This is a genomic window from Flagellimonas eckloniae, from assembly GCF_001413955.1.
Lineage (GTDB): Bacteria > Bacteroidota > Bacteroidia > Flavobacteriales > Flavobacteriaceae > Flagellimonas > Flagellimonas eckloniae.
This window is the reverse complement of sequence record NZ_LCTZ01000002.1, coordinates 4,025,722-4,039,113: the sequence shown is the minus strand read 5'-3', so window position 1 is coordinate 4,039,113 and position 13,392 is coordinate 4,025,722. Positions and strand designations below refer to the sequence as shown.

The window sequence follows — 13,392 nt, the reverse complement described above, 5'->3', positions numbered from 1 at the left end:
ATACTAGCTACTAATGCTAAAAAATCTCCGATGCTTCTTTTAGTTTTTCTGTGTTCTCTACCAACATTAATTCGTCAATAATCTTCTGTACATCACCATTGATAATATTTTGCAAATCATAGAGTGTCAGACCAATTCTATGATCCGTTACTCGTCCTTGCGGGTAGTTGTAAGTTCTAATTTTTGCTGAACGATCACCGCTACTCACCTGGGAATTACGCTTGGCTGCATCTTCTTCCTGTTTTTTTGCCAATTCCAAATCGTACAATCTAGAACGTAACACTTTAAAGGCTTTTTCCTTGTTTTTATGCTGTGACTTCTGATCTTGACATTGTGCCACCAAACCTGTCGGAATGTGGGTCAATCGTACTGCAGAATATGTCGTATTCACCGATTGCCCTCCAGGCCCCGATGAACAGAAAAAATCAATTCGTACATCCTTGGGCTCTATTTGCACATCAAAATCTTCTGCCTCTGGAATTACCATCACTGTTGCCGCACTAGTATGTACCCTTCCTTGGGTTTCGGTCTGTGGGACCCTTTGAACCCTATGTACTCCGGCCTCAAACTTAAGCGTGCCATAAACATCTTCACCAGATACTTCAAAGTGAATTTCCTTATAACCACCACTGGTCCCCTCGTTTAAATCAATAATATTGGTTTTCCAGCCTTTGGATTCGCAGTACTTGGCGTACATTCTATAGAGGTCCCCGGCAAAAATACTGGCTTCATCACCCCCAGTTCCCGCTCTAATTTCCATCACCACATTCTTCTCGTCCTCCGGGTCTTTGGGTATCAGTAAAAACTTAATTTCATCTTCAAGTTTTGGCAGTCCTGCTTTGGCCTCATCCAATTGCATTTTCGCCATTTCCAACATTTCCGCATCACTTCCATCAGAAATTATCTCTTCTGCTTCATTAATATTGTTTGTTAACTCAATATATTGATCGCGCTTATCAACAAGCATCTTAAGGTCTTTATACTCCTTATTGAGCTTTACATACCTCTTTTGGTCCGCTATTATATCTGGTTGAATTATAAGGTCAGAAACCTCGTCAAAACGTTGTTTTACTATATTGAGTTTGTCTAGCATAAATCAATCCGCGTTAGGAATGCGAATTTACGATTAATTTGTACATTTAGTAAACGCTATGCATCCTTTACTACGCCTGAAAACTTACTATCTTATTTTTTTCTTTTATCGGATCATACTTCTTGTTTCCAGTATAATTGCTATTATTCTGTTTTATGCAAGAGCTCCATTTTCCTCGGTTATGGGTTTTAAGTTATTGATGCTTGGATTAATTTTTATCATACTCCAAGAAACTAAGTACAGACAGGAACTGACCTTCTATCAGAATTTTGGCATCTCTAAAACAATGCTCTTCCTGATTTCTTTCATTTTTGATGTGATTACAACTTTAATTATCTATCTAACCTTTTTTTTATTTGATTCTTGAAATTGATAACATAGAACTGAGTTTTGGGTCGAGAAAGGTACTGTATGGTATTTATCTGAGTGCACAGGAAGGAAAGGTTACAGGGATTTTGGGAAGAAATGGATGCGGTAAGACTTCCCTACTGAAAATCCTATTTGGAAACTTAAAACCTAAGTATAAAACCATACGAGTCGATGGGAAGAATATTAAAAAATCGTTGTTTCAATCAAACTCCATCGCATACCTGCCGCAACACCGACTGCTACCAAAAAATCTAAAAGTAGATACCGCTTTTAATTTATTCAATGCCGACTGGAACAGGTTTATTGAAAACTTCAAAAGTTTTGAGATTTACAAAAAATACCGAATTTCCCAACTTTCAAGCGGAGAACTTAGAGTACTGGAAACCTATCTTATTATCACCAAAAAAAAGAAAATTATTTTACTGGATGAGCCCTTTTCTTTCATCGCACCTATATATATTGAAAGATTCAAGGAAATTATTAACTATGAGAAGAAGGGAAAAATTATTCTTCTCACAGATCATTTCTACCGGGATATCTTAGAAGTGAGTAATACGATTTACCTTTTAAAGGATGGATACTCCAAACAGATAAACATCCAAGAAGATTTGGAAAAAGAGGGTTACGTATTGCCTAATTCCCGATAAACGTGGTCCCCAGCGTAACAATAGAAGCATTTAGTCCATTACTTCTGTCGTACTTGCTAAAACGCAAATCAATGGTCTTTAGTCCAAAGGTCAAGATCTTGGTATTGGTGAAAATATCCTTGTACTGAATGCCAAGACCATATTGGTGTGCATCGTATTCGGACAAATCATAATCCGAAGTATAAAAATCGAATGTGGATTGCGCATCTTCTTTTGCATAAAAATAATCGGCAGCGGATTGGGTATAATAGCGATATGTGGGATACAACGTAAATTTGTCCGTTATCTTAACCGGTGCTTCAATACTTGCGGTATGGGATGTAATCCCCCAATCATCCCAGTAAAAACGATAATAGGTCCGTAGAACAATCATATCGGTGACATAATAGTTCAATCTTCCTCCAAATGGAATTTTAAATCTAGTGTCCGGCAATTGCTCAACATCATCAGCCAGCTGAAAATCATCAATGAAAAAATCTTCGGCATCCCCAAAATAAACCCGTTGAAAAGGTGTACTCAACAATCCGTTTTGAGAGACCACATCCATGAAAAGTGATCCTTGCAATTTCTTGGCTAGGATTTGGGAAAAATTTAATGATACTGAATATGAATTTCTATTCTCCTTTTCAAACACGGCAAAAACGGGATTGTAGGTACCATTTCCAACAATCCGATTATCAAAAAAACCATCCCGTAATTCAATGGGGTAAATAGCGTTCCATTTATCTAAAAAGACATTTCCGCTAATGGTTACTTCTGTATTCTTTTCATTAAAAAGTCTGGAGTAACTACCCCCAAAACCAATGGAAAAATAATCGTATTCCGTTGAAAAATAGGCGTTAGCTGTCCATATAGAATTTCGATCCTCGGAACTATGCTGATAGCTTGGATTTATATAAGCCAAAAGATCCTTTCTTGATTCGCCCGATGAGGCATCAAAAGGAGTGGTGTTAAGATTATTTCCATCCAAGGGATTTACATTGCTGGAAGATGCCGATGTGTAGGCAGACAAACCGACATCAACAGTAAGAACATCATTGGCATTCATGGGCATTCGTAAAACAATGGTAGAGGTCGCATCTGTAAGTTCTTCCGTTCCCTCGCCTCCCGTTACCGCAGCGTTCTGCCCGTCTTGACTGTAATAACTGAACAAAAAATCTATTTCACTTGTCTCTAGGACCCGCTTTTTATAGGAAGTATTGTTTTGTTGCGCATTTCCAAAACCAACGATGCATAAGAATGCTATTACGAAACTTATTTTTATGGGGCTTTTAAATTGCTGGAGCATTGGATTACCGTAATTTAAGTCTTAGGATTTGAAGTCTTAATTTTTAATTGCAGCCACAGCCACCACCTGTTTTTCCTCCATTGGCACCTGCTGAAGCTTCTCTATAAATTTGAAAATTCGTTTCAAAACGTTCAGATGCCCTTGCCCCCAATTGCATTTCAATATCGTTGATATAGGCTTTATCATATTCACGTACAGCAACACAGGAGCTTGAAAAAATCAATAAAGCCAAGAAAAAAAGAGGTTTCAACATATTTAAATTTACTGATTTTTATCGAATTGGATTCCGGTGCTTTTATGGATTTTGTTATCTGAATCCACCACCACTACCTCTACACCATCAATTTGATTGACCATATGGATTCCACTATCTTTTCCCATAATAAATATAGCCGTAGCCAAGGCATCACATAGTTCCGCATTTTTTGCAAATACCGAAACACTATTGACCCCGATGGTAGGATAACCCGTTCTTGGGTCTATGATATGGGAGTACTTTTCATCATTGAGCATAATATACTTTTCATAGTTTCCGGATGTGGCAACCGAAGATTCCACAACAGGTAACCAGCTGAACACCTTATCTTTACTCAACGGGTTTGCGATGCCAATCAACCAACTTTCCCCTGTCACTTTTGTTCCCCAAGTGGTTAAATCTCCTGAAGCATTTATAATACCTCCTTTAACCTGTTTGGATATCAGAAGTTCCTTGGCCTTATCAGCGGCATATCCTTTTCCAATGGCACCAAAACCAATACGCATTCCAGATTGTGAGAGATAAACGGTTTGTTCTTCTGAATCCAAAATAATTTTCTTGTAGCCGATTTTGGCGACAGAACGTTCTACCTCAAATTCGGAAGGTTTGCCCTTCATGGTGCCATCAAACTTCCAGATTTTGTCCATTGAGGCATAGGAAATATCAAAAGCTCCGGATGTAATTTCTGAAATCCTTTTTGAACGTTCTATTAATCCAAACAGTTCCTGACTTACCCTCACGGGTTTTATCCCAGCATTCTTGTTGACCAATGCCGTTTCTGATGATGTATCCCACGAAGAAATTATCTTCTCTATCCGCTCTATTTCCGATACGGCCTCATCAATATTTATATAGCCAATGTCCTCATTGGGAGCAATTACAGTTATCTCGAACCGGGTCCCCATCAATTTCATTATTCTTTTTACAGCAACACCTTTGTTCTCCTGTCCCCAGGAAAACAGTAAAAAAAAGCTGCAAAAAAGTACAAGGAAGGCTCTCATTGGATAAAATCATTAACTAATGAGATATATTCCCCAGGTGAAGTTTTAGTGTTAAATCCAGTCTTTCCCAAAACGGATTCTTTCTTATCCAGTATAACCACCAAAGGGAAATACCCTGTGGAATTATATTTTTCTGCAAGGGTTTTGTTTGCGTTTAGTTTATCCAGAGGAAGCTGGTTTTTCTTCTTTCTAGGAAAGTCAGCATTGTAGATTACATAGTTGGCCTTGGCATAGTTTTTAAACTCCTCCGATTCCAAAATTTTCTTTTTGAATCTAATACAGGGTGCACACCAATCTGAACCTGAAAACACCAAAACAATAGGCTTGTTCTCTTCATTGGCCACCTTAACCGCATCCGCAAAATTATCTTTCCATTGTGCGTTTAGACTACCTATAACAAAACAAAACACTATAGGAAATAGTGATTTCATAAACTTAAGGTTTAAAAATTATTCGAAAATGCGAAGGGTTGTTCCGTCCAGCTCTGTATTATAAACTTTTATTGCTTTTGCAGGATTGCTATCAACTTGATTTAATGGGATGCCATCCTGATCAAAACGTGATCCGTGGACATCGCAATAAAATATTCCCCCATCTTGATTTACAAAACGAACTTGGTCATAAGATTCATGGCTACATACCTGACTTGCAGCAACAAACTCACCTTGAAGGTTTTTGGCTATGACAACTAGATTTTGCAAAATAAACCCACCGTTGGTGGATAGATTATTCGCTTCTGCCGATGTAAGGTCTATGGTAAAGTCAACTCCAGTAGGTTCTTCAACAATAGTACCTGTAACATCATCCTTGGAACAACCATGAACACATGGGAATGTTAGTGCAAAGGCTGCACCTGCTCCTAAACTCTTTAAAAATTCTTTTCTTTCCATAGCGCGGGGTTTATAGAGAGAACGTTAATTTGGATTGAATCGTATGCTAGTATTCAAACTTGCCGTATTCACTTTCGATAGTCAATTTCTTACCTTCCGCGTTTTCTACCCTACCAATAATTTGGGCATCTACGTTGAAACTTTTTGAAATGGATATGATATCATCCGCTACCTGCCCATCAACATATAATTCCATCCTTTGACCGCAATTAAAAACCTGGTACATTTCCTTCCAATCTGTACCTGACTGTTCCTGAATCAACTTGAACAATGGTGGAACAGGAAACAGGTTATCTTTTATGACATGAAGACCCTCTACAAAGTGAAGAATTTTTGTCTGCGCTCCCCCACTACAATGTACCATTCCATGGACTTGTTTTGCGGAATATTTTTCCAATACTTTTTTAATGATCGGGGCATAAGTTCTAGTGGGCGACAGCACCAATTTTCCAGCATCCAATGGTGAATCGGTAGCATCCGTTAATTTTGTGTTCCCTGAATACACAAGGTCATCGGGCACTGCTGCATCATAGCTTTCTGGGTATTTTTTGGCCAAATACTTGGCAAAAACATCATGTCTTGCCGAAGTAAGTCCGTTACTTCCCATACCTCCATTATACTCAGTTTCATAGGTGGCCTGACCAAAAGAAGCCAACCCTACTATTACATCTCCCCCTTTAATATTGGCATTATCGACCACTTTAGTTCTTTCAATTCTAGCGGTTACGGTTGAGTCCACAATAATGGTACGGACCAAATCACCAACATCTGCGGTTTCCCCTCCCGTTGAATGGATGGTTATACCGTGTTTTTGTAAATCAGAAATCAATTCCTCTGTTCCATTGATAATGGCAGAAATAACTTCTCCAGGAATCAAGTTTTTGTTTCGTCCAATGGTAGACGAAAGCATTATGTTATCTGTAGCTCCAACACAGATTAGATCATCTATGTTCATAATAAGTGCATCTTGGGCTATCCCTTTCCAAACCGAAACATCTCCGGTTTCTTTCCAATACATATATGCCAAAGAGGATTTTGTTCCTGCCCCATCCGCATGCATTACCAAACAATAATCTTCATCTCCAGTAAGGTAGTCAGGAACTATTTTACAAAAAGCTTTAGGGAAAAGCCCTTTATCAATGTTCTTAATGGCATTGTGGACATCTTCTTTTGATGCTGAAACACCTCGCTGGGCATATCTTTTACTTGTGTCTGAAGACATAAATTTGGTTTGGGCAAAAATAACAGAAAGCCATCAATTAATGATAGAATGATTTCTATTCTTTTGAGCGAAAGAAAGTAACATACCCATTGGCAATAATTACTTAGCAAACAATAGTTCCCTGTATTTGGTAAAAGGCCATAAATCGTCTGAAATTAACTTTTCAAGCTTATCGGACTGTTCGCGAATGGATTCAAAATAAGGCTTTATGGTATTGCAATAGGCCTGGGCCTTTTTATTGATTGTTGATAGCCCGTTTGCACGTCTTCTAGCCGCAGTCATATCATCCGTCAATTTTTTGATTTCAACAATATGTTCCCCTATTTGCTCCAAAATGTTCAGTTGACTCTCCGCAACCTTCTTATGGGCCGCTCCATAAACATCTTTTAACCCTTTAATATTTTCCAAAAGAATGTTTTGATAACATATCGCAGCAGGAATTATATGATTATAGACCATTTCTCCCAATACCCTACCTTCAATCTGAACATGAAAAATATAGGTTTCAAGCTCTACTTCTTGGTGTGCACTAAGCTCCACCTCACTCATAACTGACATCTCTTTGAAAAGCGCAATACACTCTTTTGATGTAAGAACTTGGACAGCTTCTGGCGTATTCTTATTGTTGCTCAGTTTTCGTCTTCTGGCTTCTTCCTGCCATTCCATACCATAACCGTCCCCGTCAAAACGAATCCTTTTTGAGGTTTTGATATATTCCCGGAGTACATTGAAAACTGCTTCGTCCTTTTTCAAATTCTTTTTATCCACCAATACATCCACTTCTTTTTTAAATTCCGTTAGTTGCTTGGCAACAATGGTATTTAAAATAGTCATCGGTTTGGCACAGTTCGTCTTTGCCCCTACTCCCCTTATTTCAAATTTATTTCCCGTAAACGCAAAGGGTGAGGTTCTGTTTCTATCTGTATTGTCCAATAAAATTTCTGGAATTTTACCAACCACATTGAGTTTTAGTTCCGTTTTTTCCTGTGGAGACAACTTTCCTTTGGAAACACCCTCCAATTCATCCAAAACATTACTTAATTGTTCTCCAATAAAAATGGAAATAATAGAAGGAGGTGCTTCATTTGCACCTAAACGATGGTCGTTACTTGCAGAAGCTATGGAGGACCGCAACAGTTCCTCATAAGTATCCACTGCTTTAATGGTATTGATAAAAAAGGTCAGAAATTGGAGGTTCTTCATTGGCGTAGTGCCAGGACTTAACAGATTAACACCTGTATCTGTTGCCAAAGACCAATTATTATGCTTGCCTGAGCCATTAACTCCTGCAAAAGGTTTTTCGTGAAAAAGAATCGAAAAATTATGCTTATCGGCAATTACTTCCATCACATCCATAAGCAGTAGATTATGATCTACGGAAAGGTTGGCCTCTTCAAAAACGGGGGCAAGTTCAAACTGATTTGGTGCCACCTCATTGTGTCTGGTTTTAACCGGTATGCCCAGCTTAGTACATTCCTTTTCCAAATCACTCATAAAACTTAACGCCCTGTTTGGAATCACTCCAAAATAATGGTCGTCCAATTGCTGTCCTTTTGCAGCTGCATTCCCAACCAAGGTTCTTCCCGTCATTAAAATATCCAATCTAGAATGCGCCAACGCTTTGTCAACCAAAAAATATTCTTGTTCCCATCCCAAAGTAGCATATACTTTACGAACGTTCTTGTCAAAAAATTGGGTTACCGCAGTTGCAGCTTGGTCTACAGCGTGCAATGCTCTAAGCAAGGGAGCCTTGTTGTCCAATGCCTCACCAGTATAGGCAACGAAAATGGTTGGAATACAAAGTGTTGTCTTATAAATAAATGCAGGAGAAGTTGGGTCCCATGCAGTGTAACCACGAGCCTCAAATGTATTTCGGATTCCACCACTTGGAAAACTGGATGCATCAGGTTCTTGTTGAACCAATTGCCCTCCTTCAAATTTTTCCATTGCCCTTCCATCTGGAAGTATGTCGAAAAACGCATCATGTTTTTCTGCTGTTGAGCCTGTTAATGGCTGAAACCAATGTGTGTAATGTGTGGCACCCATTGATAGAGCCCATGCCTTCATACCCTCAGCAACTTGATCTGCAATTTTTCTGTCAATTTTACTTCCTTGAAAAATGGCAGATTTCACCTTATCAAATGCTTCCCTAGTCAAAAATTGAAGCATTTTTTCTTCATTGAACACATTTTTACCAAAAAGCTCAGAACGTTTGCCAGTTTCTTCAACATTCTGATAATTTCTTTTGCGACTTTCTACCAATGCATCAAATCTTGTTCGTGGCATACTACATATTGTTTAAAATACAAAGCTACAATTAACAATTTAATAATATATCTCCAAAATTTTACTTTTTTTTCATTGAACCCTATCCAAAACAGGGGTAATATAAATAATGGGCAGTAGTTTGTGATTTTAACCCGTTAAAATAGAGATTATTGAATGAAAAACATATTTTTGTTAATCGTAAATTTGAGAACAAATAACTACCGGAATTATGAGTAAATCTAAGTTAGAGTACATCTGGTTGGACGGATATGAACCAACCGCAAACTTGAGAAGTAAAACTAAAGTTGAAGAAGATTTTAGTGGAAAATTGGAAGATTGTCCAATGTGGTCTTTTGATGGAAGTTCAACACAACAAGCAGAAGGAGGTTCTTCAGATTGTCTTTTGAAGCCAGTTGCCATTTATCCAGATCCTGTGCGAAGAGATGGGTTTTTGGTTATGACTGAGGTTTTGAATGCAGATGGCACACCTCATATATCAAACTCAAGGGCCACCATTGATGATGAGGACAATGATTTTTGGTTTGGTTTTGAGCAAGAGTACTTTATCATGGATACAGAGACCCAACTTCCCTTAGGTTTCCCCATTGGTGGATACCCCGGTCCACAAGGGCTATACTACTGCTCTGTTGGCGGAAGAAATACTTGGGGCAGGGATTTGGTCGAAGAGCACGCAAACCAATGTATCGATGCAGGACTTAACTTTGAGGGAATCAACCAAGAGGTAGCTGCAGGACAATGGGAGTTTCAATTGTTTGCAAAAGGTGCACAGAAAGCAGGAGATGAAATTTGGGTTGCCAGATATTTATTGAATAGACTTACCGAGAGTTATGGATACTACATTGAACTTCACCCAAAGCCAATCAAAGGTGACTGGAATGGTTCCGGTATGCACGCTAACTTTTCCAATACAACCCTAAGAACATGTGGTTCCAAAGAAACTTACGAAAAGATTTGCGAAGCGTTTAGACCTGTAGCTGCTGAACATATTGCCGTTTATGGTGAGTTCAATGATCAGCGTTTGACAGGATTGCACGAAACCGCTTCCATACACGATTTTAGCTATGGTGTATCGGATAGAGGAGCTTCAATCCGTATTCCAATTATGACGGTTGAAAAAGGATGGAAAGGATGGTTGGAAGATAGAAGACCAGCTTCTAATGGAGATCCATACAAAATTGCAGCACGAATCATAAAGACCGTGAAATCTGCAAACGTATAGTAAATTATATATTGTTGTTATATAATATTGAGCCATCCTTTTAGGGTGGCTTTTATTTTATGGTCAGATAGATAAATGTAACATAGAATAGTAGCAATATTATACCATCCCGCCACCCCAATCGTAATCCTTTTGGAAAGAAAACCAAGGGAAGTATTAAAAAAGAAATTCCCAACATCCAGAAAATATCATTGGAAAGCAAGCCTTGGTCCATTACAGTGATAGGAGTAATTATTGATGTAATTCCCAAAACAGCCAAAAGGTTAAAGATATTGGAGCCAATCAAATTTCCAAGTGAGATGGCCTTTTCCTTTTTTATGATCGCAATTATGGATGCGGCCAACTCAGGAATACTAGTGCCGACAGAAACAATGGTAATACCAATTATTCTATCGCTTACGCCAAATGTTGAAGCCATTCCCACTGCACCATTGATCAATAGTTCAGAACCTCCCCAAAGGGCAGTGCCACCAATGCCCAAAAACAAAACAATCATATATAAAGGAAGAGGGATATCATCTTCAGGCATTTCATCCACTACAGCGGTTTTCTGAAATCTGAGTAGGTAAATCAGGAACAAAAACAAAAAGACGACCATGATAATACCTTCATACTGTTGAAGAACGCCATCAAAATATATAAACCCAACAAAAAGTAAGGATGCTACCATCATCACAGGCCAATCCGTGGTATAAAAGCTTTTGCGAACATCAATACTTCCCAGTATAACAGTGATGGCCAATACTAATCCTAGATTGGCAATATTTGAGCCTACAACATTTCCCAATGCTAAATCAGGAAACCCATCAAGTGCAGCTTTAATACTGACAATGAGCTCAGGCGCTGATGTAGCAAAAGAAACCACGGTCATACCAATAACAATTTTTGGAATTGCAAGACGAAGTGATAGAGCGACCGCCGCTTTCAACAACCAATTTCCTCCTAAAATAAGAAGTACAAGACCTATGATGATAAAAAGAAGGTTTCCCAAGAACTAGAATTTGCCGTAAATATAAATGAAGATTCGTTGTTGTGAGGGAGTAATTCAAAAAAATAAAAACTAAATAAATAGTTAAATAACTATAAAAATAGTTGTTTAACTAAAAATATAGTAATATGTTTGAATTATAAAAAAATACAATGCAAAAATTAACCAACAAGGAAGAAGATGTGATGAAAATTCTCTGGAAGCTAGAAAAAGCTTTTGTAAAGGAGATTTTAAAGGAAATAGAAGGTGGAAAACCACATTACAACACGCTTTCCACCATCGTGAGAAACTTGGAAGAAAAGGGGTATGCTGGGCACGAAGCTTTTGGCAATACCCATAGATACTTTCCGATAGTCACAAAAGAGGCTTATAGAAAGTTATTCATCAATTCAACCATCGCCGACTATTATGATAATTCATATAAAAGTTTGGTGTCCTTTTTTGCGAAGGAGGAAAAAATATCGGTTGAGGAACTAAAAGAGATTATAAACCTCATTGAAAACAAGGGTTAGATGGAAGCTTTTTTAATTTATCTGTTAAAATCTGCGGGAGTATTAACCCTTTTCCTTGGCTGTTACTACTTATTTTTAAGAAAAGAAACCTTGTTTACTGCCAACAGATGGTTTTTGGTCATTGGATTGGTTACCTCAGCAATCCTTCCATTCATACATCTCACCACTACAATTACCCTGTCTGCCGAAATGATGGCTGGGACAAATTCAACCATGGGAAATGATGTCATTGTAGATAGCCAATCCTTTTCTACTTTGCGAAACTTTTTAATTGTAACCTATCTTTTAGGTGTTGCCATATTCTTAGCTCGCTTTATAGTACAAATTCGGTCAGTACTTACCTTTATAAAGTTGGGCAAAAAGAAAATCACGGAAAATGTGACTTATGTTGAAAGCTCCATGGATGTTCAACCTTTCTCCTTTTTTAAGTATGTAATCTATAACCAAAAAAAACATTCTGAAAAAGAATTGGAATCCATACTTGCGCATGAGTTGGTGCATGCGACTCAAAAACATACGGTCGATATACTTTGCGTGGAGCTCATTTCAGTATTCCAATGGTTCAACCCTTTTGCTTGGCTTTACAAAAATGCTCTGAAGCAAAATCTAGAGTTTTTGGCAGATACCAAAAATAGTTCCTTAAAAAAGAATAGGAAGCAATACCAGTATATTCTGTTGTCACAAAGTATATCCAAACAGAATTTATCCATAGTAAATCCATTTTTTAATTCATTAATCAAAAAAAGAATAGTTATGATCAATCAGACTCCCTCAAAAAAACGCAAAACCCTAAAAAGTTTGGTTATTTTACCCTTATTGGCTCTTTTTCTTGTTGGGTTCAATACAAAAACGGTTTATACATTTGAAAATGCGGACGGCCCTACATCTGAAAATACCAAAATCGAACTTATTATCGACAAGGATACTTCTGATGATGAGCTTGTCAAAATAAAGTCAGATCTGGCGGAAGATAAAATCGACTTTTCATACACGCTTCAGAGAAATGACAAAGACGAAATCACTTCTTTCTCCATTAGTGTTGAAGGTCCAAAAAACTCGGCCACTTTAAATAGCTCCAATTCCAATTCAGCAATTAAACCCATGTATGTTATTGTCGACCTTACCACCAATGAAATAGCAATTGGACAAGGCAATAAAACTTCATTTAGACACAGCCCAAATTCAATATATGTTTATGACGATGAAACACATTCCAAAAAAATCAAGGTGAAAAAGAGTAAAAAAGGTAATGGTTTTTTCTTTACACATCATGATGGAGATGAAGACCCCCTCTATATAATTGATGAAAAGGAATTCTCAAAAAAACAATTTGAAAAACTAGATGCTGACCAAATTGAAACCATGAGTGTTCTGAAAGGCGAAAAGGCTATTGAAAAATATGGTGAAAAAGCAAAAAATGGAGTAGTTGAAATTGTAACCAAAAAGAAAAAATAGTCCAAATAGATATGTATTTTAATTAAAAAACCGACTCTTCTTAGGAGTCGGTTTTTTATTTTGAAAAATAATGAAATCGCTAAAAACGGTAGTTTTTTAAACGAAAAGCCCCTTGGTTTTCAAAATTAGGTTAAAAACACCCCTTCAATTATTACATTTTATT

Annotated in this window: 13 protein-coding genes; 4 read left to right on the top strand and 9 right to left on the bottom strand. The window is 37.6% G+C overall.

From position 1 onward, the window contains the following. Positions 1 to 16: 16 nt before the first annotated feature. Positions 17 to 1,093, bottom strand: coding sequence for a peptide chain release factor 1 (gene prfA / locus AAY42_RS17415; protein ID WP_055397519.1), 1,077 nt, complete (start codon positions 1,091 to 1,093; stop codon positions 17 to 19). Positions 1,094 to 1,449: 356 nt separating this feature from the next. On the opposite strand from prfA, the gene AAY42_RS17405 reads away from it, so the two are divergent. Next, the gene (locus tag AAY42_RS17405; RefSeq protein WP_055397515.1) at positions 1,450 to 2,109 is read left to right on the top strand and encodes an ATP-binding cassette domain-containing protein; all 660 of its coding nucleotides are present in this window, start codon (positions 1,450 to 1,452) and stop codon (positions 2,107 to 2,109) included. Here AAY42_RS17405 and AAY42_RS17400 read toward each other — a convergent pair. The 7 genes from AAY42_RS17400 to AAY42_RS17370 all read right to left on the bottom strand — a co-directional run bounded on the left by AAY42_RS17400 (position 2,096) and on the right by AAY42_RS17370 (position 9,052). Further along, positions 2,096 to 3,397 (bottom strand): DUF3570 domain-containing protein, encoded by a 1,302-nt coding sequence (locus tag AAY42_RS17400; RefSeq protein WP_055397513.1) that lies wholly within the window; start codon positions 3,395 to 3,397, stop codon positions 2,096 to 2,098. The two genes, AAY42_RS17405 and AAY42_RS17400, sit on opposite strands and share 14 nt — an antisense overlap. A gap of 43 nt (positions 3,398 to 3,440) precedes the next feature. Then, positions 3,441 to 3,650 carry a DUF4266 domain-containing protein gene (locus tag AAY42_RS17395; RefSeq protein WP_055397512.1) on the bottom strand — a complete coding sequence of 70 codons (210 nt, stop codon included), beginning with the start codon at positions 3,648 to 3,650 and terminating at the stop codon, positions 3,441 to 3,443. Positions 3,651 to 3,658: 8 nt separating this feature from the next. Then, on the bottom strand, positions 3,659 to 4,654 hold the full coding sequence (locus AAY42_RS17390; RefSeq protein ID WP_055397510.1) for an FAD:protein FMN transferase: 996 nt from the start codon (positions 4,652 to 4,654) through the stop codon (positions 3,659 to 3,661). Next, positions 4,651 to 5,085, bottom strand: coding sequence for a thioredoxin family protein (locus AAY42_RS17385; protein ID WP_055397508.1), 435 nt, complete (start codon positions 5,083 to 5,085; stop codon positions 4,651 to 4,653). Before AAY42_RS17385 ends, AAY42_RS17390 begins: the two co-directional genes overlap by 4 nt. Before the next feature lie 18 nt (positions 5,086 to 5,103). Beyond that, entirely contained in the window at positions 5,104 to 5,544 is a 441-nt protein-coding gene (locus tag AAY42_RS17380; protein ID WP_055397505.1) for a QcrA and Rieske domain-containing protein, read from the bottom strand. 46 nt (positions 5,545 to 5,590) lie between these two features. Then, on the bottom strand, positions 5,591 to 6,766 hold the full coding sequence (locus AAY42_RS17375) for an AIR synthase related protein (protein ID WP_055397503.1): 1,176 nt from the start codon (positions 6,764 to 6,766) through the stop codon (positions 5,591 to 5,593). Positions 6,767 to 6,865: 99 nt separating this feature from the next. Continuing rightward, the gene (locus AAY42_RS17370) at positions 6,866 to 9,052 is read right to left on the bottom strand and encodes a glutamine synthetase III family protein (protein ID WP_055397501.1); all 2,187 of its coding nucleotides are present in this window, start codon (positions 9,050 to 9,052) and stop codon (positions 6,866 to 6,868) included. Between the two features lie 211 nt (positions 9,053 to 9,263). Here AAY42_RS17370 and AAY42_RS17365 point away from each other — a divergent pair, with 211 nt between their 5' ends. Further along, a complete protein-coding gene (locus tag AAY42_RS17365) occupies positions 9,264 to 10,274 on the top strand; it encodes a glutamine synthetase beta-grasp domain-containing protein (protein WP_055397499.1) in 1,011 nt (336 codons plus the stop codon). 52 nt (positions 10,275 to 10,326) lie between these two features. On the opposite strand, the gene AAY42_RS17360 is transcribed toward AAY42_RS17365, so the two are convergent. Next, positions 10,327 to 11,265: a calcium/sodium antiporter gene (locus AAY42_RS17360; RefSeq protein WP_055397498.1), complete on the bottom strand. Its 939-nt coding sequence runs from the start codon at positions 11,263 to 11,265 to the stop codon at positions 10,327 to 10,329. A 149-nt stretch (positions 11,266 to 11,414) separates the two neighbouring features. Between AAY42_RS17360 and AAY42_RS17355 the strand changes: the two genes are divergently transcribed. Both AAY42_RS17355 and AAY42_RS17350 read left to right on the top strand, forming a co-directional pair. Continuing rightward, positions 11,415 to 11,774: a BlaI/MecI/CopY family transcriptional regulator gene (locus AAY42_RS17355; RefSeq protein ID WP_055397496.1), complete on the top strand. Its 360-nt coding sequence runs from the start codon at positions 11,415 to 11,417 to the stop codon at positions 11,772 to 11,774. Further along, positions 11,775 to 13,229, top strand: a complete 1,455-nt coding sequence (locus AAY42_RS17350; RefSeq protein WP_055397493.1) for a M56 family metallopeptidase — start codon at positions 11,775 to 11,777, stop codon at positions 13,227 to 13,229. It abuts the gene before it with no gap. The last annotated feature ends 163 nt before the right edge of the window (positions 13,230 to 13,392 follow it).